General features: G+C 55.8%; 20 protein-coding genes. 3 read left to right on the forward strand and 17 right to left on the reverse strand.

Annotated features, from left to right (window positions below; genetic code table 11):
* The first annotated feature begins 316 nt into the window (after nucleotides 1-316).
* Entirely contained in the window at nucleotides 317-1618 is a 1302-nt protein-coding gene (locus IFU29_RS14935; protein ID WP_191934626.1) for an MFS transporter, read from the forward strand.
* Here IFU29_RS14935 and IFU29_RS14940 read toward each other — a convergent pair whose 3' ends face one another.
* The 5 genes from IFU29_RS14940 to trxC form a co-directional block, all read right to left on the reverse strand.
* Nucleotides 1619-1939, reverse strand: coding sequence for a YfiM family lipoprotein (locus IFU29_RS14940; RefSeq protein WP_191934627.1), 321 nt, complete (start codon nucleotides 1937-1939; stop codon nucleotides 1619-1621).
* Between the two features lie 59 nt (nucleotides 1940-1998).
* Entirely contained in the window at nucleotides 1999-3354 is a 1356-nt protein-coding gene (pssA, locus tag IFU29_RS14945; protein WP_194710756.1) for a CDP-diacylglycerol--serine O-phosphatidyltransferase, read from the reverse strand.
* A 99-nt stretch (nucleotides 3355-3453) separates the two neighbouring features.
* Nucleotides 3454-6123 (reverse strand): bifunctional acetate--CoA ligase family protein/GNAT family N-acetyltransferase, encoded by a 2670-nt coding sequence (locus IFU29_RS14950; protein WP_191934629.1) that lies wholly within the window; start codon nucleotides 6121-6123, stop codon nucleotides 3454-3456.
* Between the two features lie 93 nt (nucleotides 6124-6216).
* The gene (locus IFU29_RS14955; RefSeq protein ID WP_191934630.1) at nucleotides 6217-6930 is read right to left on the reverse strand and encodes a tRNA-uridine aminocarboxypropyltransferase; all 714 of its coding nucleotides are present in this window, start codon (nucleotides 6928-6930) and stop codon (nucleotides 6217-6219) included.
* 64 nt (nucleotides 6931-6994) lie between these two features.
* Entirely contained in the window at nucleotides 6995-7414 is a 420-nt protein-coding gene (trxC, locus tag IFU29_RS14960) for a thioredoxin TrxC (protein WP_191934631.1), read from the reverse strand.
* Between the two features lie 234 nt (nucleotides 7415-7648).
* Here trxC and IFU29_RS14965 point away from each other — a divergent pair, with 234 nt between their 5' ends.
* The gene (locus tag IFU29_RS14965; protein WP_062744552.1) at nucleotides 7649-8689 is read left to right on the forward strand and encodes a tRNA/rRNA methyltransferase; all 1041 of its coding nucleotides are present in this window, start codon (nucleotides 7649-7651) and stop codon (nucleotides 8687-8689) included.
* Nucleotides 8690-8746: 57 nt separating this feature from the next.
* Here IFU29_RS14965 and emrB read toward each other — a convergent pair whose 3' ends face one another.
* From emrB to IFU29_RS15025, 12 genes are all read right to left on the reverse strand, one after another.
* A complete protein-coding gene (gene emrB, locus IFU29_RS14970; RefSeq protein ID WP_191934632.1) occupies nucleotides 8747-10282 on the reverse strand; it encodes a multidrug efflux MFS transporter permease subunit EmrB in 1536 nt (511 codons plus the stop codon).
* 17 nt (nucleotides 10283-10299) lie between these two features.
* Entirely contained in the window at nucleotides 10300-11472 is a 1173-nt protein-coding gene (gene emrA, locus IFU29_RS14975; protein ID WP_191934633.1) for a multidrug efflux MFS transporter periplasmic adaptor subunit EmrA, read from the reverse strand.
* Between the two features lie 168 nt (nucleotides 11473-11640).
* Nucleotides 11641-12171 carry a transcriptional repressor MprA gene (gene mprA, locus IFU29_RS14980; protein ID WP_191934634.1) on the reverse strand — a complete coding sequence of 177 codons (531 nt, stop codon included), beginning with the start codon at nucleotides 12169-12171 and terminating at the stop codon, nucleotides 11641-11643.
* Nucleotides 12172-12644: 473 nt separating this feature from the next.
* Entirely contained in the window at nucleotides 12645-13829 is a 1185-nt protein-coding gene (locus tag IFU29_RS14985) for an MFS transporter (RefSeq protein WP_191934635.1), read from the reverse strand.
* Nucleotides 13830-14051: 222 nt separating this feature from the next.
* Nucleotides 14052-15047: a glycine betaine/L-proline ABC transporter substrate-binding protein ProX gene (gene proX, locus IFU29_RS14990; protein ID WP_191934823.1), complete on the reverse strand. Its 996-nt coding sequence runs from the start codon at nucleotides 15045-15047 to the stop codon at nucleotides 14052-14054.
* Between the two features lie 19 nt (nucleotides 15048-15066).
* The gene (proW, locus tag IFU29_RS14995; RefSeq protein ID WP_191934636.1) at nucleotides 15067-16239 is read right to left on the reverse strand and encodes a glycine betaine/L-proline ABC transporter permease ProW; all 1173 of its coding nucleotides are present in this window, start codon (nucleotides 16237-16239) and stop codon (nucleotides 15067-15069) included.
* Entirely contained in the window at nucleotides 16236-17432 is a 1197-nt protein-coding gene (gene proV, locus IFU29_RS15000; RefSeq protein ID WP_191934637.1) for a glycine betaine/L-proline ABC transporter ATP-binding protein ProV, read from the reverse strand. The genes proW and proV overlap by 4 nt, the downstream gene beginning before the upstream one ends.
* A 396-nt stretch (nucleotides 17433-17828) precedes the next feature.
* On the reverse strand, nucleotides 17829-18788 hold the full coding sequence (gene nrdF, locus IFU29_RS15005) for a class 1b ribonucleoside-diphosphate reductase subunit beta (protein ID WP_191934638.1): 960 nt from the start codon (nucleotides 18786-18788) through the stop codon (nucleotides 17829-17831).
* A gap of 53 nt (nucleotides 18789-18841) precedes the next feature.
* Nucleotides 18842-20992, reverse strand: coding sequence for a class 1b ribonucleoside-diphosphate reductase subunit alpha (nrdE, locus tag IFU29_RS15010; RefSeq protein WP_191934639.1), 2151 nt, complete (start codon nucleotides 20990-20992; stop codon nucleotides 18842-18844).
* Entirely contained in the window at nucleotides 20965-21375 is a 411-nt protein-coding gene (nrdI, locus tag IFU29_RS15015) for a class Ib ribonucleoside-diphosphate reductase assembly flavoprotein NrdI (RefSeq protein ID WP_191934640.1), read from the reverse strand. The genes nrdE and nrdI overlap by 28 nt, the downstream gene beginning before the upstream one ends.
* 4 nt (nucleotides 21376-21379) lie before the next feature.
* Nucleotides 21380-21622 (reverse strand): glutaredoxin-like protein NrdH, encoded by a 243-nt coding sequence (gene nrdH / locus IFU29_RS15020; protein ID WP_191934641.1) that lies wholly within the window; start codon nucleotides 21620-21622, stop codon nucleotides 21380-21382.
* A 284-nt stretch (nucleotides 21623-21906) separates the two neighbouring features.
* On the reverse strand, nucleotides 21907-22230 hold the full coding sequence (locus IFU29_RS15025) for a DUF883 family protein (RefSeq protein WP_191934642.1): 324 nt from the start codon (nucleotides 22228-22230) through the stop codon (nucleotides 21907-21909).
* A 150-nt stretch (nucleotides 22231-22380) separates the two neighbouring features.
* On the opposite strand from IFU29_RS15025, the gene IFU29_RS15030 reads away from it, so the two are divergent.
* Entirely contained in the window at nucleotides 22381-22716 is a 336-nt protein-coding gene (locus tag IFU29_RS15030) for a DUF2002 family protein (RefSeq protein ID WP_191934643.1), read from the forward strand.
* The last annotated feature ends 12 nt before the right edge of the window (nucleotides 22717-22728 follow it).

A 22728-nucleotide genomic window follows, 5' to 3' on the forward strand; every position in this document is an offset into this window, starting at 1 on the left:
CCGAAAGGCCGGGGTTTTTTGCGTTTTAAGCGGGTAATCCCCGATCGATCCCAATCCTCTGCCTTAATGTTCCCCCGAAACATCGTCCAATCCCCCTCTGTGCCCTGTTTAATCGCCAAATTCGGAATTTCCTGCCTGTTTCCAGCGTGTTCGCTGATATGACCCCGCTATTCCTTATGCAATAATCCATGCTGTCTCACAAAATTAACAATCCATCCTTATAAAACAATTTCATAACAAAACAGCATTTGAGTTAATTGATATATACACTCTTCGACGCTTGTTCAAAGCAAGGAAAGAACTCACGAGGTTTTTAATGGCAGAGTCCATCACTGAAAATAATTTGCGCGCGACAGCGTCAATGACCACTCGTCAACGCGTCTGGGCCATCGTAGGGGCCTCCTCCGGTAATCTGGTGGAGTGGTTTGACTTTTATGTGTACTCATTCTGCTCGCTGTACTTCGCTCATATCTTCTTCCCCAGCGGTAATCCGACAACGCAGCTGCTCCAGACGGCGGGGGTGTTCGCCGCCGGTTTTCTGATGCGTCCTATTGGTGGCTGGCTGTTTGGCTACATTGGTGACAGGCACGGGCGTAAAAGCTCCATGCTGATTTCAGTCTGTATGATGTGTTTTGGATCGCTGGTGATCGCTTGTTTACCGGGGTATGAGACGATAGGGGTCTGGGCCCCGGCTCTGCTTTTGCTGGCCCGACTTTTTCAGGGGCTGTCGGTGGGTGGGGAATATGGTACCAGTGCAACCTACATGAGCGAAGTGGCGGTAGAAGGGCGGAAGGGATTTTATGCGTCATTTCAGTATGTGACATTGATTGGTGGCCAGCTGATGGCGCTGCTGACCGTCGTTGTGTTGCAGCAGCTCCTTTCTGATGAAGAACTGCGTTCCTGGGGCTGGCGGATCCCCTTTGCGCTGGGTGCCGTGCTGGCCGTGGTCGCACTCTATTTACGTCGTTCGCTGAATGAAACCTCCGATAACACCACGCGCAGCCATAAAGATGCCGGCTCACTGAAAGGTCTGTGGAAACACCGGCGGGCATTTATCATGGTGCTGGGCTTTACTGCTGGCGGGTCGTTGAGCTTTTACACCTTTACGACGTATATGCAGAAATATCTGGTGAACACTGCCGGTATGGACCATAAAGCTGCCAGCGGTCTGATGACCGGCGCGCTGTTTATTTTTATGCTGTTGCAGCCATTTTTTGGTGCGCTATCGGATAAGATCGGGCGACGTAACGCTATGCTGATCTTCGGGGGGCTGGCTGCGATCTGTACCGTACCAATCCTCACCCTGTTGCAGAGCGTGACCAGCCCGGTGGCCGCTTTTATGCTGGTAATGCTGGCGCTGGTGATCACCAGTTTCTATACCTCGATCAGCGGGATCCTTAAGGCGGAAATGTTCCCACCGGAGGTGCGGGCGCTGGGCGTGGGGCTGTCGTATGCAGTAGCAAACGCGCTGTTTGGCGGATCGGCGGAATATGTGGCGCTGTCGCTGAAGGCGGCTGGCAGCGAAACCAGTTTCTTCTGGTATGTCTCTGGAATGGGGGCCATTGCCTTCCTGGTTTCGCTGATGCTGCACCGACGCGGCAAAGGGTTAAAACTGTAACTAGCGGTCAAGATTCCATAATGCGTAGCCGGTGGCAGCACCGGCTACATCCCAGCTGAAGTCCTTCCAGCTCCAGCCGCTTCCTCCTTCCCTGCTGTCGAACAGTTCTTTCGCCGCGCCCAGGCCGATTGCGAACATGATCCCAACGCTGCCGCTGCGGTCTTTGTGCCAGTTCTGACGTTCACCATAGGCATTACCGGCGGCGGAAAGAAAGGCGGAGGAGAGAAAGTGCTGGGCTTTATCACGTCCGGTCCAGTCATCCTGCGCCATATGAGTACAGCCACTGCAAATGACGATAACGGCCAGCAGGCAGGTGCGCATAAAGACTCCATAAAAAAGCCCCGACATTGCGGGGCCAGTAAAGGGAGTATAGCTGCTGATTAAAGAATACGACTGATGAGCCGGTCAATGCGGATACGGCGAAGACGGCGGATAAGTTTCCGCACTTTCACCGGGTAGTCAGCGATACTCTCCAGATCGTGAAAATGCTGTACCGTCGTCGTATGTTGGCGGATCAGCGCCAGTTCACGGTCGCGCTGCTCCGTCAGCTGCTGAAGCGGATCGTGGATCAACACGGCGTTTTCCAGGTCCAGTCGCCACGCACGCGGGTTCAGGTTATTACCGGTCACCATCATCCATTCGTCATCGACCCACAGTCCCTTCAGATGGTAGCTGTTTTCGCCATCTTTCCACAGACGAACCGTCAGCTGGCCGCTATTGACGTAATACTGCAGGCGGCTGAGGAAGCGGCGCAGGTTAATTTCATACAGATAGGGCAGTGCGCCGATAATTTTAAACGGCTGGTCTTCGGGAATATAGAAGTCATTGGCGGTCTTATCGCCCACGATAATCTCCACCTCTTTCCCCTGACGCAACAGATAGATAATGTTGCGAACCAGGATGGCGGGCAGATTGAAATACGGTGTACAGATAGTCAGCTTCTGCTCGGCACAGGGCATGAGGTGGTAGATTGTTTTATTCAGCAGGCTGCGCTTGCCAAGACCAACCAGCGGGGTGACGGCCAGTTCTTCGTTGTTGGCATCGCCGTCAAACTGGTAATCAAAGCCACGCAAATCCTGACGGAACTGGCGGGTTTCATTCTTGATTTCCGGGCTTTTTGGCCGCTCATGCTGGTCAAGCCGATTGACGGCTTCCGCCTGAATGAGATTAGTTTCAATCCAGTCGAACATCGTATCAGCCAGGATACGGTTGCCGATCAGCTGGTAACGGTCATAGCGGTAACGTTCCCGCTGGTGCAGATACACGTCGTTGAAGCTGGCACCGGTGTAGAAAACGGTGTCGTCGATAATCGACCCTTTCAGGTGCAGGACACCGAGCGCTTCCCGGGTGTTGACCGGGATACCATATACCGGGATCGCCAGCCCGGGATGACGGGCGGCCATATCGCAGTACCAATCCGCGTTAGTAGCACAGGCGGCTGCGCCGATGCGTCCGCGCTGGGCGCGGTGCCAGTCAACGAGAACACGAATGTCCAGTTCCGGGCGCTGCTGTTTTGCTGCGTAGAGCGCAGAGAGGATCGCCTGGCCACCCTCATCATTTTCCAGATAAAGAGCCACTATGCAGATGCGCCGGGTCGCCGACGCAATTCTTTCCAGCAGCGTCTCGCGAAAATCCGCCGGGGAATACAGCGTGGTGAAATCAGCAACTGACTGAGCTATTTTAGGCAGTTGCGCAAGGTGCTGTTGGTGTTTATTACGCTTAAATTTTGACAACATCACAGTGCGTTTCTTCTCTGTTCATAGAATGGCCTTTTGCCATAAAATCAGGACCCTAACCGCGAATAATACCATTAGTTGGTTCTGATAGTATCAGATTTACTTTTCGGCCCCGATCGGGTCACTTTGCAGGTGCAGTGAGAGTCCGACAATGCCGTCTTCCATCTGGACGTCAACGGCAAACCCCAGCTTACGCGCCAGGGTCACCATACCTCTGTTGTTCGGCATGGTGATACCGTTTAGCTGTTGCAGGCCGTGCTGCCGGGTGTAAATAATCATCTTCTCCAGCAGTCGCCGGCCCAGGCCAAGCCCTTTCAGGTCCGAGCGCACCAGCACTGAGAACTCCGCATCAATATTGTCGGCATCGGAGATGGCGCGCGTCACGCCGATAATCTCATCCTGACCCTTATGCTGACGCACGGCGACGATGGCCATTTCCCGATCGTAGTCGATCTGCGTCATGTTCGCCAAATCATCGTGGGTGAACTCATTGATCTCACTGAAATAGCGGTAATAAAGATCTTCTTTCGTCACCTGAGCAATAAACTGCTGCAATAAGGGTTCATCCTCAGGCAGGATCGGACGGAAAAGGCACAGCTGGCCATTTTTCAACTGTACGGCCTCTTCCAGCTCGTGAGGGTAGGGCCTTATTGCCAACCGCGCTTCGGCATCACCGTGGAATTCCGCCAGCTGCAAGGTCACATCCAGCAGCGTAAAATCTTCATGACTCGCCAGCAGCGGATGGATATCCAGACGGACGATCTGCGGGCAGTCAACGATCAGGTTTGACACCTGGACCAGCACCTGGCTCAGGCCAACAATATCCAGCGGATGAAGCGCGCTGCGGCCACGGATTTTTCCCTGTTTGATCGCCTGGATCACCAGGTAGCGTGCCAGCGTCATATTCAGCGGCGGCAGGGCGATCGCGGCCTGACGGTCAGCATGCCAGGTGACGCCCCCTTCCCCCAACATGATCACCGGCCCGAAGAGGGGATCCTGCTCCACCACAACCCGCAGCTCCTGCGCTCCTGCGCGGTTGGCCATACTCTGTACCAGCAAGCCGTGAATACGCGCCTGCGGCCAGGCCAGCTTCACGCGGTCGAAAATGGCATTGGCCGCCTGTTCCACTTCGTCTGGTGTGCGCAGATACAGCATCACGCCCTGAACTTCTGACTTGTGAGGAATATCCGGCGAACGCAGCTTCAGCGCAACAGGATAGCCAATCTGCCCGGCAATATGCACGGCCTCCGTGCTGTCGCTGGCAATCCAGGTCGGCAGCGTGGTCAGGCCGTAGGCCTGCAGGATCGGCTGCACCTCATGCGTGTCCAGCGATGTGGCGCCGTCCTGCAGCGCAAGGTGGATCAGACGGTGTGCATCCGCCGTATTGGCAGTCAGGTTCGCGGGCAACGCGGGGGTTTCACGCAGCTGTTTCTGGTTACGGCGGTATTCCACCATGTGCATAAAGGCGGTCACTGTGCCTTCCGGCGTTCGGTAGGTGGGGATACCGGCATCGTTAAACAGGCGGCGGGCTTCCAGTGAGGAATATTCTCCACACCAGTTAGTCAGCAGGGTCAGCTGCTTGCCGCGCGTGTGCTGTTTCACCAGGGTAATAATATGTTCGGCGGTGAGCGTCGGTGGTGCGACTGCGCTGGGGGCATGGATAATCAGAATGGCATCCAGATCGTGACTGTCCAGCAGCAGCGTCAGTGCCTGTAAATAGCGCGCCGGGGTGGCATCATCTTTCAAATCCAGTGGGTTGCCCGGGGTGACACTCTCCGGCAGCCGTGAGCTCAGCTCAGTAAGTAAAGGCTCACTTAGCGTGGCGAGTTTGCCATTGCGGGCATAGAGCGCATCCAGCGCCAGCGCCGCCGGGGCCGCGCCGTTACTGATAATCATCAGTCGCTCCCCCCGCAGCGGACGCATATGGCTGAGGGTTTCAACCGCGGAGAACAGTTCATGGGTATCCTGCACCCGCAGCAGACCTGCCCGCTGGATAGCGGCATCCCACGCAGCATCCATCCCACCGTGGGTCTTCAGCAACTGCTGGGCCTGAGGGCTGCGGCCACTTTTAATGACCAGAATAGGCTTATTGCGCGAGGCACTGCGGGCCGCAGAGACAAAACGGCGCGCATCGCTGAGATGCTCCAGGTAGAGCAGAATGGCGCTGGTTTTGCCATCGCGGGCCAGGAAGTCCAGCAGGTCGTCGGCATCAATATCCAGGCTGTCACCGAGCGCTATAAACCAGGAGAAACCCAGCTGGCGCTGCTGCGCCCAGTCGAGGATGGTGTTAGAAACGGCGGCTGACTGCGAAATAAAGGCCAGCTTACCTGGCGTTATGGGGACCGGCGAGAAGCTGGCATTCAGCCCCTGCCACGGTGCCAGCAGGCCCAGGCTGTTTGGTCCCAGCAGGCGGATTTGCCAGCGGCTGGCGCAGGCCTTCAGCGCTGCCAGCTGGTCGTCAGGCGCCGAGAGAATAATGCAGGCCCTGCATCCGCGCTCCCCCAGCGCCGTAAGCAGTTCAAGATTACGTCTGGCATGGGTGCAAATAATCGCGAGGTCGGGGGACAGCGGCAGGCTGGCAATGTCGGGCCAGGCCAGCACGCCGCATACGGCCTGATATTTGGGCGTGACGGGAAGAACCGGGCCGCTGAAGCCACCGGCCAGCAGATTCCGCATCATCAGATACCCGGCACGTTCAGGCCGGGTGGAGGCACCGATCACCGCAATGGATTTCGGTTTCAGCAGGGCTTCTAATCCACGTTGACTCATCTCCGCTCCCTTCGAATATCACCCGGTCATGCTGGCGGGTAAAGTAGTTTGAGTCTACTCCGGGTCAGCCGGAGATGCTGGCCAGGCTGTCAGTTACTTGATCGCTGACAGAATTTCATCATCATTTTCAGCTATCTGCTGTGGATGATGCGGTTTTCCTGCGAGATAGCGCTGACGAAAGAGATCAAAATGGCGGAACAGGGCTTCACCGGCCGCGACATCACCTGCCTGCAGCAGCAGCTCGGCGGCCACCTCGGCCGTGCAGTGCTGACCTTCGGCGTGCGCCACGCGTAATTGGTAGTTGGAGGGGCGGGTCAGGTTCAGTGACATCACGGGCAGGTTGTCCAGCCAGGGACTTTTACGGAACATTTTGCGGGCTTCAGTCCAGGTGCCGTCCAGCATAATAAACAGCGGAGGCTTGCCGTTGACGGGGGGCGAATTCAGTACCGGCCTGCCGGCATCGGCATAGGATGCCGGGAACACCACCACCGGCTGATAATGCGGATTGCGGACAGCCTCCAGCAGAGCTGGATCGGGCTCGGTACGTGACCAGCCAAACGCCAGCGTATCTGGCAGGATATCGGCAATCAGTCTGCCGGTATTGCTGGGTTTCATCGGCTCGCTGTCAAACATCACCAGGCAAAAGCGGCTGCGTGCTGTCCGGGGCTCAAGTGTGTCACACAGGCAGTTTTTTTGCGGCAGCAGGCAACGCTGGCAGCGCGTAATGCGATTACCTCGGGCAAGAAAGGGACGGGTGGCACGGGCCAGACGTGCGGCACGTAGCAGCAGAACAGCGTTATCGTTCATCAGCGATCATCTAGGGAAAAACGCTATTCTAACGGAATAACGCCGGGCGTGCCCGGCGTGATACTTACAGATTTTCGTCCAGCCAGGCTTCAAACGGCGCTTTCGGCATTGCGCCATTCAGCATGTCGGCCATCTCGCCCTGCTTAAAGACCATGATGGTCGGAATGCTGCGGATGCGGAAGCGGGCGCTCAGTTCCGGCTCGGCTTCGGTATTGACTTTCAGGAAGCGGATGCTGCCGTTACGCTCCTGCGCCACCGACTCATACACCGGGGCGAAGTTAACGCAGGGTCCGCACCAGGGGGCCCAGAAGTCGATCACGACCGGCAGATCGTCCTGCAGATATTTATCCAGGGTAGCCGCCGTCGCATTGACGACATGGCCATCAAACAGCTCGTGACCGCAGCGGCCGCATTTTGCGCCGTCAGTCAGCCGCTCGGCAGGCACGCGGTTGGTTGCCTGGCAGGATGCACAAACCGTATTCATTATTCACCTCAGTTCAGGAGTAAGTGATTACTTACTGCATTTCTTAGTAAATCAGCCAACATTATGCGGGCGGTGAATGAGGCTAACAACGCGATTTGTTCAATGGGTATAATAGGTAATGTCTCATAACGATGTTGCGGATAAACGGCTACGGGCTTTTATTGGAAGTTGATAGCTAAGTGCTGCCACATCAGGTAATCTGCGCGCTTCGCGCTCAGGCCAGGTGGAGGAAAAATGAACGACGAATTTAAAGGTAAGAGCGGCAAGGTCAAAGTGATGTATGTCCGCGGTGATGACGAGAGTAGCAACAAGGGCGGGAATCCCCGTACCGGTAAAGGTGCTCCACGTCCACAGGACGGCGCACGCCGTCCATCACGTAATGCAGACAGCAAGCCACGTGGCGGGCGCGATCGCGACGAAGGGCATTCTGACTCTCCGTGGCGTACCGTTTCCCGTGCGCCAAACGCTGCCCCCGCAGCTGACGATAAGCCGGATCACGGTGGCATCAGCGGTAAAAGTTACATCGATCCAGAGCAGATACGCCGCCAGCGTATGGAAGAGACGCGTGTGTATGGCGAAAACGCCTGCCAGGCACTGTTCCAGAGCCGCCCGGAAAGTATCGTACGCGCCTGGTTTATCCAGAGCGTCACGCCTCGTTTCCGTGAAGCACTGAAATATATGGCAGCCAACCGTAAGGCTTACCACACCGTGGATGAAGCCGAGCTGCAGAAAGCGTCAGGAACGGAACACCACGGTGGTGTCTGCTTCCTGATCAAAAAGCGCGTCGGAATGCCGGTCAGCCAGTGGCTGTCAACGGCAGGTGAGAAAGACTGCGTACTGGCGCTGGAAGACATCGGCAACCCGCACAACCTGGGCGGTATTATGCGCAGCTGTGCGCACTTCGGTGTGCAGGGGTTGCTGGTGGATGATGCCTCCATGCTGGAGTCGGGCGCTGCTGTGCGTACCGCAGAAGGCGGTGCTGAACACGTTCAGGCGATTAGCGGTGAAAATTTTGCTGCCGGTCTGAGCGCGTTTCGTAAGGCGGGTTACACCATTGTGACCACGTCCAGCCATAAAGGTGTTCCGCTGTCTCGTGCAGAACTGCCGGCTAAAATGGTGCTGGTACTGGGGCAGGAGCGTGATGGTCTGTCAGACAGCACCTTCGATCAGGGCGACCTGAGCGTCTCAATTGGTGGTACGGGGAAAGTGGAAAGCCTTAACGTTTCCGTGGCAACCGGTGTACTGCTGGCCGAATGGTGGCGTCAAAACGCCTGACAGGGCACTGAATAAAAAGGGCGACCGCTGGGGTCGCCCTTTTTTTATACCTGCTATTTAATGGGCACCGCCGCCGCCGCCGCCGGCACCAAACGGTGGCCGGGCAAACCACACCAGAACCAGCAGCAACAGGAACACGCCAGCCGAGGCCCAGAAGATCTCATTGGCTGAGATGATCAGCCCCTGATTGGTAATCTGCTGCGCCAGGTACGCCGATGCCTGATCGTGAGTCATCCCCATCTGTTCCAGCCTCGCGTACATCTGTTGCGAATTCGTACTGTACGGCGTTACGGACTCCGTCAGGTGAGCGTGATGCAGCGACTCGCGATCGGTCCACATGGTGGTGGTGATCGACGTACCAATCGAACCCGCCAGCGTTCGGGTAAAGTTCGACAGGCTTGATGCCGCCGCCAGGCGTTCCGGTGGCAGCCCTGACAGAGTGATGGTGGTCAGTGGCATAAAGAAGCAGGCCACAGCAAAGCCCTGGATAAACTGCGGCCAGGCTGACGCAGCAAAATCCATACCCGGTTCAAAGGTATAGGCGCGCCAGTAGAAGCACACCGCATACATGATAAAGCTGAAGGTCACCAGCCGTCGCATATCCAGCTTATGCGCGAAGCGGCCGATAATTGGCGACAGGATCACCGGGATAATCCCTACCGGCGCAGAGGCCAGCCCCGCCCAGGTGGCGGTGTAACCATACACCTCCTGCAACAGCTGCGGCAGCAGGACAATAGACCCGAAGTAGAGCATATAGGCGAGGCTGATCGACAGACAGCCGATGGTGAAATTGCGCGATTTAAACAGCGACAAATCCACGATCGGGTGATCGTCGGTTAACTCCCACACCAGTAGCACCACCAGGGCTACGACGGCTATCACCGTTAATGTAATAATTTCATTGGAGCTGAACCAGTCGAGCTCTTTCCCACGATCCAGCATGACCTGCAGGCAGCCAATGCCGACAACAAGCAGGACCAGGCCCACGGTGTCGATGGGGCGGATGACGGTTTCGGTTTCACGATTGCGCAGTGTCTGCAGGGCCAGGATCACGACTACCACGCCGATGGGCACGTTGATGAAGAAGATCCATCCCCAGTGATAGTTATCGCTGATCCAGCCGCCGAGGATTGGGCCGCAAATGGGTGCGACGATCACCGTCATCGCCCACAGCGACAGCGCCACACTGCGCTTAGCCGGGGGATAGTTATTTAACAGCAGGCTCTGCGACAGCGGGATCAGCGGACCGGCGACGATCCCCTGGATCACGCGGAAGAAGATCAGCATGGTCAGGCTTTCGGACATGCCGCACAGCCATGAGGCGACGGCAAAGGCCACCGTCGACCACATAAACAGCTTCACTTCCCCGAAACGCTTGGCCAGCCAGCCGGTGATCGGAATCGAAATGGCGTTTGCCACGCCAAATGAGGTGATTACCCAGGTGCCCTGAGAGTTCGAGGCTCCCAGGTTACCGGCAATGGTCGGGATCGCCACGTTGGCGATCGTGGAGTCCAGCACCTGCATAAAAGTAGCCAGCGACAGCGCAATGGTCATCAGAACCAGCTGCGTGCCTTCAAGCGGTTTACGTGCCATAACAGTCTCCCGCCGTGTTAACCGGCATTGGCACGGATGATTTCGGCAATCAGCTGGTTCGCTGGTGTCAGATCCCGGGCCAGCGCATCACTTTCATAGGCTGGTTTGCTGCGCACGCTGGTGGCCAGCACGGCCCCTTCGCTGTTGCTGGTATCAACTTTCACCAGTGTCGACAGGCCGATGCGCAGCGGGTGTTTTGCCACTTCCTGCGGGTCGAGTTCAATACGCACCGGCAGGCGTTGAACGACTTTGATCCAGTTTCCGGTCGCATTTTGCGCCGGTAAAAGGGAGAACACACTGCCGGTACCCATATCAAGGCCAACCACTTTACCGTGGTACACCACGTCATCGCCGTAGATATCACTGACCACCGTCGCTGGCTGGCCAATTCGCACACCGGCCAGTTGCGTCTCTTTGAAGTTAGCGTCCACCCAAAGATTCGTTGCCGGGACGATCGCCAGCAGCGGTGTGGTGGTACCAATCTGTGAGCCGACCTGTACGCTGCGACGTGAGACGTAGCCATCGATCGGACTGATGACCTCGGTACGCTGTAATGCCAGCCAGGCATCACGCAGGGCGGCTGCATTCTGTTTCACGGCGGGCTGGTTTTCCAGCGAGGTATCCAGAATCATCGCCTGGTTGGCATTGTACTGCTGAGTCGCCACATCAAGCTGTGCTTTGGCAGTAGCCACCGCATCACGGGCATGTTGCAGATCTTCTTTTCCAATCAGGTTTGACGCGCCCAGCGGTTCGCGACGGCGTAGATCAGCCTGCGCCTGTTCGAGTGCCGTTTTTTGCAGCGCGATAGTTGCCTGATACTGCTTACCGTTAATAATCAGCTGGTGCGTCTGGCGCACGCTGGTGGCCAGGGCCGTCTGCGCTTTTTCAAACGCCTGTTCGGCATCAGTACGATCCAGCGTGACCAGCACATCGCCTTTTTTCACGAAGTCCGTATCGTCAAACCAGACTTTATTTACGCTACCAGCGACCTGAGCCATGACCTGCGCCTGGTTTCCGGCAACATAGGCATCATCGGTTTCCTGAAAATGGCGTAAAACCAGGAACCAGTAAGCCGCCCAGCCCACACCAATAATAACGAACACAATAGCCAGAAAAATCAGAGCGTTTTTGCGCGTCTTTTTCTTGTTTTTCGGCTGCTGCGGGTTTTGTGTTACCGCGCTTTCACTCATGACTTTCTCCTGAACTTCTTGCCAACGGGCCCGCTGTCATCCCTGAATGGCGGATGCCCGAGTCTAAAATGCCAGCGGGATTAGCGCTGGCATGAATGTATTTCCAGGGGCTTAAAGTAGCGATTTCCAGTAAACGGTGTGTCGCACAATATGCTATTAGTGGAACAACTATCTGGAAAGAGACGCAACGACCTCTTCTTCGTCCATTTTATCAAGACGGGTCAGCAGCTTGCGGGTGATACCTTCCAGCTGTGATTTTTCTGAGCTACTCAATGCAGACCACAGCAGTTGCAGGCACTGATGCTGAGGCGGCAGCAGCTGGCGCAGAAATTCATGCCCTTTCGGCGTTAAATGCAGATGCAGACAGCGGCGGTCGTTATCGCTCTCGCGGCGCTCAATCCAGCCACGTTTTTCCAGCTCATCGGCAATACGCGTCGCATTCGTTCGCGAGGACCCCAGGGCTGCGCTCAGTTCTGAGGGTTGTATGCTGTGATCTTCCTGCGCATCCAGCGTGATCAGGGCCATAAACAGTGTTTCGTTAATGCCCTGTGCTTTCAGCATTTTGTTGCGGTTATCCAGCAACTTACTTTGCATATGCATACAAAGGCGGGTCAGCATGATCTCCTGTAATGGGAAATCCTTCTGGCGATTAGCACGAAAATTCAGCATCTGTTCAATGGGCGTAAACGAACTTTCCATTATAAAGGAACCTCACTAGTTGCAACTGGTATAATAACGGTGATGACGAATAAAGTGATAGCACTTTTTACGACCGGTGACTTTTTCACGGTCCCGCAGCCACCATCAATAGTTTCCAGGTCACTCCATAACCCAGAGCGCTCAACAGCACCGTCAATACGGGCTGTGCGTAAATGTGAAGAGAGAGGATGCCGGAAGCAGACAGCGCTTCAGCCGGACTTAAACCGGACGGGCTGGCATGGATGACGCACGGGCGGCCTGTCACGTCAGGCTGGCGGGCAACCGGGCGTTGAGGCCCGCGGAGACAGGCCCGGTTTCTGCGCTCAACCATGAGCGAATGTAACTCTGCTGTTACTGTATAATTTCATCTGAAAACATAACCAACCTGAATAAATTGCGCCTAACCTTACCAGAGTACGAAATGTCTTAACAGGCGACAGACACTGAAAAAACTTCATTTTCACCGCGAAAAATCAATGCGCTGCAGCCTCGTAATGCTGACATTGCCACCAGCTGAATAGATTAACGACGGTTAACAGAGATCCGGCTATGCAAACGCCATACCAGCCTGCGGCCTGATAGGCAGAGGCGGACAGCAGTGAGCCCAGCGCCCCACCAATAAAGTAACTGGTCATATAACCGGAGGTCAGACGGTTACGGGCTTCCGGCATGTGACGGTAGATGACACTTTGATTGGTAATATGCACCCCCTGTACGGCGAGGTCGAGTAGGATAATCCCGATAATCAGTGCCACTAAGGAGTGCGCGCCGAGAGCAATCATCCCCCATGAGACCAGCAGGATCAGCAGGCCGATGCTGGTGGTGAGGCGGGCCTTTCCTTTATCGGCCAGCGATCCTGCCTGGCGGGCCGCCAGCGCCCCGGCAGCCCCGACCAGACCCAGCAGGCCGATTTGACCCTCAGAATAGTCCCACTCCGGCGACGACAGTAAGAACGCCATAGAGGTCCAGAGGACGCTGAAGTTAGCAAAGACCAGGCAGCCGGTAATGGCCCGCGTACGCAGTATGGGATGCCCGGCATAGAGGCTGAAGACCGATCCGAGCAGCTGCCCATAATGAAGCGGCACCGACTGCTTATAGCGTGGCAGCCCGCGCCACAGGGCCAGAGCCATCAGCACCATCATCACGCTGGCGACCCAGTACACCGTCCGCCAGTCGCCCAGCTGGGCCAGGCCACCCGCGACGGTGCGTGCCAGCAGGATCCCCAGCAGCAGGCCGCTCATTACCGTGCCCACCACTTTGCCGCGCTTCTCCGGTGCCGCAAGCGTGGCGGCCAGCGGGACAAGGATTTGTGCCACGACGGAGAATAATCCGGTCAGCACGGTACCCAGCAGCAGCAGGGGCAGCGATGACGAAAGCGCGATGATCACCATACCGCCCGCCGCCAGCAGGCTCATAGAGACGATCAGCCCCCGGCGTTCCAGCATATCGCCCAGCGGAACCAGCAGAAGTAACCCGGCCGCATAGCCCAGCTGTGCGGTAGTCACAATAAAGCCGGCCTGATGAAATGAGAGCGAAAAGGTCTGCGCAATGGTCGCCAGCAGGGGCTGGACATAATAGTTACAGGCAACGGAGAGACCGGTGGCGATCGACATCAGGGCGACGAGGGCAGGGTTCAGGCCGGGGTGGGGGGATTTCATAACAACCCATATGAGTGTGTGAATTGTCCTAGAGGCTAATAATAACCCAAATAACTATTTCACTCACATGATTATTGACAGGACAAACCAGTTCGCGGCGGGGCCACGCCTTGTCGCCCGATTGGAAAAGGGCCGACCTTAAAAAAGGCCGGCCCCTGCACACGTCTTACCGTGGGGAAAAGTGCCGGGGCTAGCGTCGTAACGGCTGCCCCGGGCGGGGAATTATTGACCCGCCGCCAGCGCGTCTTTTACCCAGCCATCAAACTGCGCCTGGTGCGCTTTGATCCAGCCGTCAACGTGAGCGTTGATATCCGCTTCGGAAGACTGGCCCTGATGCATACGTGAGTTCTGGGCATTAATGTCCGTGATCGGCAGCTTCATTTCAGAGAACAGCTTGGCCGCCGCCGGATTTTTCTCCGCCCAGGCTTTGTTGGCGACAATGTGCATGGTGTTTACCGGGAAGCCATAGTTCGCCCCGTTTGGCAGTTTGGTATCCACGTCTTTCTGCTCGCCAGGCATGGACGAGAACGGCACCTGCAGCCAGACAACGTCGCGTCCCGGCACCATCACATCACTCACCCAGTAGGGCGTCCAGGTGTAGTAGAGCACGGGTTTACCCTCTTTGAAGCGGGTAATGGTATCCGCGATCATGGCAGAGTAGTTCCCCTGATTATGCTCAACGCTTTTGCTCAAATCGAAGGCGTTAATCTGGTGGTTAATCACCGCTTCGCAGCCCCAGCCCGGAGTACAGCCTGTCAGGTCCGCTTTAACGTTCCCGTTAGTATCAAAGAGCTTTGCCAGCTTGGGATCTTTCAACTGCTCAATGTTGGTGATGTGGTATTTCTCAGCAGTTTTTTTATCGATCAGATAACCCTGTGCGGCACCCTGCACATAAGTCCCCTGACGATAGAGTTTTGCATCTCCGCCCGAGGCTTTATACATATCATCATGCAGTGGCTGCCAGTTCACGGCGGTGAAGGTGGCATCGCCGGAAGCAAGGGAGGTATAGCCTACGTTGTAGTCAACTTCGCTGGGGGCCTCAACGGTGTAACCCAGCTTTTCCAGCGCGCGGCTGACCAGCAGCGTCTGGAAGGTTTCTTCTGTAATGGTGCTTTGTACTGGCTTCACCGTTATGCCTTTACCCGGCAGATCGGCGGCGGAAACCTGAGCAGCGGCCAGCGTAGCGAACGCGGCGGCCAGCAGTGTCATTTTTCTCATAGTCATAAGTACCTTCTTATTATTCAGTTTTACAGAATGGGCGGGTGAGCAGACCCAGAGGGCCGCTGGCGTACCAGCGACGGTTGCCACGGCTGCGGCTGTCGCGTCCCAGCGACTGCGTCAGGCGGTCAAGAATAATGGCCAGGATGACAATGCCGACGCCACCCACGGTGGCCAGGCCCATATCGAGGCGGCCAATGCCGCGCAGCACCATTTGACCCAGACCACCGACGGCGATCATCGAGGCGATCACCACCATCGACAGCGCCAGCATCAGCGTCTGATTGACCCCGGCCATGATGGTCGGCATCGCCAGAGGAAGCTGCACTTTGAACAGCATCTGGCGCGGGCTGGCACCGAAAGATTCCGCGGCTTCGATCAGGTCGGCAGGGACCTGTTTGATCCCGAGGATGGTCAGACGGACAATCGGCGGCAGGGCAAAGATAATCGTCACCACCACGCCCGGCACGTTACCGATACCGAACAGCATGACGATAGGCACCAGATAAACGAAGGCTGGTGTCGTCTGCATGGCATCCAGCAGCGGGCGGATAATCTTAGCCGCCCTCTGGCTGCGGGCCAGCCAGATGCCCATCGGTAAACCAATAATGATGCAGAACAGCAGGGCGGTCAGCACCAGTGCCAGCGTCACCATAGCCTGTGACCAGGCCCCTATCGCGCCAATGGCGATCAGGGACACCAAAGTGGCCACCCCCATGCCGAAGCTGGAAAGTTGCCAGGCGATCAGTGCAAACACGATAATCGCCACCGGCGCGGGCATACCCAGCAGCAGATTCTGGAAGGCGCTGAGGATATAGTCCACCGGCAGTCGAATACCCTGGAACAGCGGACGGAAGTGCGTCACCACCCAGTCGATGGCCGTGGTCACCCAACTGTCGAGCGGGATCAGCGTTTTATGAAAGGGATCGAGGAGGTTAAAATGCTCTGCCTGGGGAGCCGGCGCGCTGTTCAGCCAGTCACTGCCAGCGGCGGCATCATGGCCGCCGGCCGGGGCGGTCCCCCAGGCATCACCGCCACCGCTGGCGGCAGCATCGTGAGCTGGCTGGCTGGTCGCAGCATCCGTGGGATTACCCCAGGGATCGCTGCTGCTGGCGGCGGCCTGTCCGCTCTCTGTCGGTGCAGCGTTTTGTGTGGTGCTGGTATCCCACGGGTTACTGGTTTGTTCACTCATGGCTGGCCTCCGTCACGGTCTAATGCCTGCAACAACATACCTTTGGAAATAATGCCAACGTACTGCCCCTCTTCACCGACGATCGGTACCGCACAAGGTGCCTGCGCCACGTGAGATAGCAGATCGCTTAATGAGGTTTCGGCAGGCATGGCGGCCGGGCTCTCCAGCAGCGCATGATCCAGGCCTTCACCGGCGGCCAGGGCGGCCTTCAGGGAATCGATGGAAACCGTACCGACGAAGCGCTGTTTTTCCAGCACATAACCGTACTCGCGGTCGTTATCCTGCAACAGCTTGATGGCGGAACGGGGGCCAAAACCGGGGGCTTTACGGATCAGTGCTGCAGCGCTGCGGCGGGCAATATCTTTCGCACTGAAGACGTGGCTGATATCCACGCCGCGGAAGAAGGTGCGTACGTAATCGTTGGCCGGATTATTGAGAATTTCATCCGGCGTACCGACCTGAATCACCTCTCCTCCCTGCATAATCGCAATGCGATCACCGATGCGCATGGCTTCATCAAGATCGTGGGAAATAAAGACGATGGTGCGCTGGTGGCGGGACTGCAATTTCACCAGTTCATCCTGCATTTCGGTACGGATTAAGGGATCGAGCGCGGAGAAGGCCTCATCCATTAATAATATGTCGGGATTAATGGCCAGGGCGCGGGCTAATCCGACGCGCTGACGCATCCCACCGGAGAGTTCATCAGGGTAGGCATGAGCATAATTATCCAGCCCGACCTGACGCAGCGCATCCAGGGCTTTTTCCTGTCGCTCCTGCAGGGGGGTTCCGGCTAATTCCATGCCAAAGGCCGCATTATTTAATACCGTCATATGCGGCATTAATGCGAAGGACTGAAATACCATGCTGATCTTATTTCTGCGGACCTGACGCAATGCGCTGTCAGATATTTTAGCAATATCCTCGCCATCAATAATGACCTGGCCGCGGGTGGGTTCTATCAGACGATTGAGAAGGCGAACCATAGTGGATTTTCCGGAACCGGATAACCCCATGATGACAAAAATCTCGCCTTCTTCAATGGCCAGACTGGCGTTTTTCACGCCAAGAGAGAGTCCGGTTTTTTCCAGAAGTGCTTCTTTGCTTATCCCTTTTTCGATGTGCTTAAATGCGCGCTCGGGGTTTTCCCCAAAAACTTTATATAAGTTTTTCACTTCAAGTTTAATAGCCATGCATTAATTAATTTCCTGGTAATTGGTTAGTTTTATCTATTTTACTCTTCTGTGTAGTTAAATATTAACGGCCTATACCGTAGCACACTGAGAATCTGAGACAACCCTAAATGGACCGAATGGAAATGAGGTGTGAGATGCCAGTCCCGGCTAATGCCAGAGCAGATAAGGGATGAGAGCCAATGAGGGGAGTCTGAAAAAAATGAATATCTCGCTAAGAATCATCCTCTGTATCGATAAATTAGCCTGCTGCGGGCAGAGGGGAAGCGGCGATATATCGTCAGAAAACTGCCATATTCATGTCATCTAAAAAGAAGTGAGAGGCTGAAAACTAATAATTAATTAAACCGGCAAGGAAAGAAAGAGGGCTGCCGCTGGCAGCCATTGCTGAAGAGATTAAAAGTCCCAGTCTGCGTCTTCGGTATCGACGGCTTTTCCCATCACATATGAGGAGCCGGAGCCAGAGAAGAAATCGTGGTTTTCATCGGCGTTAGGTGACAGCGCCGAAAGGATGGCCGGATTAACGTCGGTCATCTCAGCGGGGAAGAGCGCCTCGTAGCCGAGGTTCATCAGGGCCTTGTTCGCATTGTAATGGAGGAATTTTTTAACATCCTCCTGCCAGCCCACGCCCTGGTACAGATCATCGGTATACGCCAGTTCGTTCTCATACAGCGCCAGCAGCAGTTCAATGGCGAACTGTTGCAGTTCCTCTTTGCGCGCCGGGCTTTGCGTCTCCAGCGCCTTCTGGTATTTGTAGCCGATATAATACCCATGTACGGCTTCGTCTTTAATAATCAGCCGAATAAGATCCGCCGTATTGGTCAGCTTGCCCCGGCTTGACCAGTACATCGGTAGGTAGAACCCGGAATAAAACAGGAAGGATTCAAGGAAGACACTGGCAATTTTCTTCTTCAGCGGATCGTTTTCAGCATAGTGCTGAAGAATAATCTCCGCCTTACGCTGCAGAGGAGCATTCTCTTCGCTCCAGGCGTAGGCTGCATCCACGTCGCTGGTGTGACAGAGGGTAGAGAAGATCGAACTGTAGGAGCGGGCATGGACCGCCTCCATAAAGCTGATGTTCGACATCACCGCTTCTTCGTGTGGCGTCAGCGCATCCGCCATCAGCGCCGGTGCGCCGAGGGTGTTCTGAATGGTATCCAGCAGGGTCAGACCGGTGAATACGCGAATGGTCAGCTGCTGCTCATTGTGATTCAAAGCGTTCCACGCCGGAATGTCGTTAGACAGCGGCACTTTTTCCGGCAACCAGAAATTACTGGTCAGGCGGTTCCAGACCTCCAGGTCCTTGTCGTCTTCGATTTTGTTCCAGTTAATGGCGTGAACTTTTTTTAATTTCATAGTGGTATCTTATTTTCGGACCGGCAGCGCCAGCCCGCGATGGTAAAGGGAAACTACAGTGAGCAGGAGACGCAGCCTTCCACTTCCGTGCCCTGCAGCGCCATCTGGCGCAGACGAATGTAGTACAGCGTCTTGATGCCTTTCTTCCAGGCGTAGATCTGCGCCTTATTGATATCGCGCGTGGTGGCGGTATCGCGGAAGAACAGCGTCAGGGAGAGTCCCTGATCGACATGGCGGGTGGCTTCAGCGTAGGTATCGATGATCGCTTCCGGGCCAATGTCGTACGCATCCCGGTAGAACGCCTGATTGTCGTTATTCATAAACGGTGCCGGGTAATAGACGCGGCCGGTTTTGCCTTCTTTGCGGATCTCGATGCGCGACACAATCGGATGAATGCTCGACGTCGCGTGGTTGATGTAGGAGATCGACCCCGTTGGCGGAATAGCCTGTAAATTCTGGTTGTATAACCCGTGCTGCATCACGGCGTCTTTCAGTGCCTGCCAATCCGACTGCGTCGGCACAGCAATTCCGGCGCTGGCGAACAGCGCGGCAACCTTCTGCGTGCGCGGCTGCCAGCGCTGCTCAACGTACTGATTAAAGTATTCGCCGCTGGCGTAGCGTGAATTTTCGAAGCCGCTGAAGCAGGTGCCGCGCTCGTGTGCCAGCAGGTTTGAGGTGCGCAGGGCATGGTAGGTCACCGTGTAGAAATAGATATTGGTGAAATCCAGCCCCTCTTCCGAACCGTATTGAATGCCTTCGCGCGCGAGGTAACCGTGCAGGTTCATCTGCCCCAGGCCAATAGCGTGCGACTGCGCATTCCCCTGTTCGATAGACGGCACCGAGTGGATGTGGCTCTGGTCAGACACCGCCGTCAGGCCACGCACCGCAATCTCAATGGTGCGGGCGAAGTCCGCCGAATCCATCGCATGGGCGATATTCAGTGAGCCCAGATTGCAGGAGATATCCTTGCCGATACGCTTATAGCTGAGATCGTCATGGTATTCGGTCGGGGTGTTCACCTGCAGGATCTCTGAACACAGGTTGCTCATATTAATGCGGCCGTGGATCGGATTGGCGCGGTTGACCGTATCTTCAAACATGATGTACGGATAGCCGGACTCAAACTGGATTTCGGCCAGTGTCTGGAAGAACTCACGCGGATTAATAAAGGTGCGGCGGATACGTTCGTCGGCCAGCATCTCATCATATTTCTCGCTGATGCTGATATCGGCAAACGGCAGGCCATAGATGCGCTCAACGTCATACGGGGAGAACAGGGCCATCGGCTGGTTGTCTTTGGCCAGCTGGAACGTTACATCGGGGATCACCACGCCGAGAGAGAGCGTTTTGATACGAATTTTTTCATCGGCGTTTTCGCGTTTGGTATCAAGGAAGCGCAGAATATCCGGGTGGTGTGCATTCAGATAGACCGCGCCAGCACCCTGACGTGCGCCGAGCTGATTAGCGTATGAGAAGGCATCTTCCAGCATCTTCATCACCGGGATCACCCCGGAAGACTGATTTTCAATGCGCTTGATCGGCGCGCCGGACTCCCGCAGGTTGGAAAGCAGGAACGCCACGCCGCCGCCACGTTTGGACAGTTGCAGCGCCGAATTCACTGCGCGGCCAATCGACTCCATATTGTCTTCGATGCGTAGCAGGAAGCAGGAGACCAGCTCACCGCGCTGCTGTTTACCACAGTTGAGAAAGGTGGGCGTCGCCGGCTGGAAACGACCGGCGAGGATCTCATCGGTCAGCGAACGAGCCAGCGTCTGGTCCCCTTTTGCCAGCGTCAGGGCCACCATACAGACGCGTTCGGTGAAGCCTTCCAGATAGCGTTTTCCATCAAAGGTTTTCAGCGTGTAGCTGGTGTAAAACTTCCAGGCTCCGAGAAACGTCTGGAAGCGGAAGCGCCGCTCATAAGCCTGTTGGAACAACGAGCAGACAAACTCAAACGGATAGGCATTCAGGACGTCAGCTTCGTAGTAGCCTTCGGAAACCAGATACTGCAGGCGTTCAGCGATCGAGTCGAACTGAACGCTGTTGGGGATCACGTGCTGGATAAAATACTGGCGCGTGGCCTCACGGTCCTTTTCAAACTGAATATGACCGTCGGCATCGTAAAGATTCAGCATCGCATTAAGCGCATGATAATCCGGTACTGTCGCCGTAGCCTCTATGAGTGTGCTGTCTGTTGCTGCCAAAATTGGGTTACTCCCTTGTAGACGTTAGCGAGGTCGTCAGAGGTGCCCATCAGCTCGAAGCGATAGAGGTAAGGCACCTGACATTTACGCGCGATAATGTCGCCAGCCAGGCAGTAAGCCTCGCCAAAATTGCGGTTGCCAGCGGCGATCACGCCGCGGATCAGCTGACGATTATGGGTATCGTTTAAAAACTGAATAACCTGTCTGGGGACGGCCCCCTGTGCCGTCCCCCCACCGTAGCTGGGCACCACCAGAATATAGGGCTGGTCAACCTGCAGATGTTGCGCATGATCTACGGGGATGCGGGCAGCGGGCAGGTTCAGACGGGTGATAAAACGATGGGTATTCTCAGACAGGCTGGAAAAGTACACCAGCGTGGTCATGACGTTATCCCCGCGCTGCGGCCTGATGGCTCAGTGCCAGAATTTTGTCCGGGCGGAAACCGCTCCAGTGATCCTGCTCTGCCATCACCACGGGGACCTGACGGTAGCCGAGGGACTTCAGCGTCTCAACGTGTGCCGGTTCACTGTCCAGATTGATCAGCTGGTAGTTAATACCGTTTTTGTCCATGGCGTTTTTCGTCGCGTTGCACTGGACACAGTTATCTTTAGTGTAAATAATAATGCGCATGATTCGTATTCACCTTATGGGCCGGTTATCGCAAGTTACTGGCGCTGATTTACTGCCCGGTGAGCGCCGCCACTGCCACACCATATTGTGTGGTCCTGATGGTTTGAATACTAGATATAGTGCGTTAAGAATGCAACCACACAACATATAGGTTTTTCGTATTTATTTATCCGGCTCACACACAAGCCTTGCGCCACAAGGCGTCAACCCATTTGAAAATAAATATGGCAAAAAAAAGCCCGCAGCTTTTGCTACGGGCTTCGCAATATTGCGTCTTTAATGCACTATCTGCCAGTGGTGCTGGTGGCGATCAGGGCACCAACGATGATACCCAGGGCGGCACCGATGCCCACGCCGTGCCAGGGTTTTTCGCGCACATAGTCATCTACATGGCCACCGGCATCTCTGGCTGCCTGGGTGACGCGGTTCCGGCCGTGAAGTTTAGCCCGGGTTTCTTTCAGCAGGGATTCGGCCCGTGAGCGCGCGTGGTCCGCTTCTTCCTTAGATTTGCTGCCCCAGGACTTCAACAGATCGTCCAGGCTGTCAGCCAGCAAAGAAACATCCTGATTCAGGTCGATCTCGTCATTTTTTGGTGTCCGGTTGAACATTTTTTGCTCCCTTGATCTGAAAAAGTACTATTAAGTATAGAACAGGCTCACAAAACGCCATGCCATGCGCGGCGTTTATGGACTAATCCGAAAGCCCTGCTGTGTCGCCTGTTGTAAGGTTGCGGGGTTAGCAGACTGAGAGGAGCAAGCATGTATTTACGACCTGATGAGGTAGCTCGCGTACTGGAAAAGGCGGGATTTGAAATGGATGCGGTCACCGCAAAAACTTACGGCTACCGCCGCGGCGAGGACTATGTTTACGTCAACCGTGAGGCGCGTCTGGGTCGTACCGCCCTGGTGATCCACCCGACGCTCAAGGAGCGAAGCCAGGCTATTACTGCGGCATCGTCAGATGTGAAAACCTGCGATCATTACGTGCGCTTCCCGATGTATCTGGCGGGGGAAAACAACGATCACTACGGGATCCCCCACGGTTTCAGTTCGCGCATGGCGCTGGAACGCTATCTGGAAAGGATGTTTGGCTAATTTTTCAACGCG

The organism is Erwinia persicina, assembly GCF_014838825.1.
Lineage (GTDB): Bacteria > Pseudomonadota > Gammaproteobacteria > Enterobacterales > Enterobacteriaceae > Erwinia > Erwinia persicina_A.

What these genes read in the sequence shown, in the direction of transcription:
- IFU29_RS14935 (WP_191934626.1), top strand. Translation starts at nt 317, where the DNA reads ATGGCAGAGTCCATCACTGAAAATAATTTGCGCGCGACAGCGTCAATG.
- IFU29_RS14940 (WP_191934627.1), bottom strand. Translation starts at nt 1,939, where the DNA reads ATGCGCACCTGCCTGCTGGCCGTTATCGTCATTTGCAGTGGCTGTACT.
- pssA (WP_194710756.1), bottom strand. Translation starts at nt 3,354, where the DNA reads ATGTTGTCAAAATTTAAGCGTAATAAACACCAACAGCACCTTGCGCAA.
- IFU29_RS14950 (WP_191934629.1), bottom strand. Translation starts at nt 6,123, where the DNA reads ATGAGTCAACGTGGATTAGAAGCCCTGCTGAAACCGAAATCCATTGCG.
- IFU29_RS14955 (WP_191934630.1), bottom strand. Translation starts at nt 6,930, where the DNA reads ATGAACGATAACGCTGTTCTGCTGCTACGTGCCGCACGTCTGGCCCGT.
- trxC (WP_191934631.1), bottom strand. Translation starts at nt 7,414, where the DNA reads ATGAATACGGTTTGTGCATCCTGCCAGGCAACCAACCGCGTGCCTGCC.
- IFU29_RS14965 (WP_062744552.1), top strand. Translation starts at nt 7,649, where the DNA reads ATGAACGACGAATTTAAAGGTAAGAGCGGCAAGGTCAAAGTGATGTAT.
- emrB (WP_191934632.1), bottom strand. Translation starts at nt 10,282, where the DNA reads ATGGCACGTAAACCGCTTGAAGGCACGCAGCTGGTTCTGATGACCATT.
- emrA (WP_191934633.1), bottom strand. Translation starts at nt 11,472, where the DNA reads ATGAGTGAAAGCGCGGTAACACAAAACCCGCAGCAGCCGAAAAACAAG.
- mprA (WP_191934634.1), bottom strand. Translation starts at nt 12,171, where the DNA reads ATGGAAAGTTCGTTTACGCCCATTGAACAGATGCTGAATTTTCGTGCT.
- IFU29_RS14985 (WP_191934635.1), bottom strand. Translation starts at nt 13,829, where the DNA reads ATGAAATCCCCCCACCCCGGCCTGAACCCTGCCCTCGTCGCCCTGATG.
- proX (WP_191934823.1), bottom strand. Translation starts at nt 15,047, where the DNA reads ATGAGAAAAATGACACTGCTGGCCGCCGCGTTCGCTACGCTGGCCGCT.
- proW (WP_191934636.1), bottom strand. Translation starts at nt 16,239, where the DNA reads ATGAGTGAACAAACCAGTAACCCGTGGGATACCAGCACCACACAAAAC.
- proV (WP_191934637.1), bottom strand. Translation starts at nt 17,432, where the DNA reads ATGGCTATTAAACTTGAAGTGAAAAACTTATATAAAGTTTTTGGGGAA.
- nrdF (WP_191934638.1), bottom strand. Translation starts at nt 18,788, where the DNA reads ATGAAATTAAAAAAAGTTCACGCCATTAACTGGAACAAAATCGAAGAC.
- nrdI (WP_191934640.1), bottom strand. Translation starts at nt 21,375, where the DNA reads ATGACCACGCTGGTGTACTTTTCCAGCCTGTCTGAGAATACCCATCGT.
- nrdH (WP_191934641.1), bottom strand. Translation starts at nt 21,622, where the DNA reads ATGCGCATTATTATTTACACTAAAGATAACTGTGTCCAGTGCAACGCG.
- IFU29_RS15025 (WP_191934642.1), bottom strand. Translation starts at nt 22,230, where the DNA reads ATGTTCAACCGGACACCAAAAAATGACGAGATCGACCTGAATCAGGAT.
- IFU29_RS15030 (WP_191934643.1), top strand. Translation starts at nt 22,381, where the DNA reads ATGTATTTACGACCTGATGAGGTAGCTCGCGTACTGGAAAAGGCGGGA.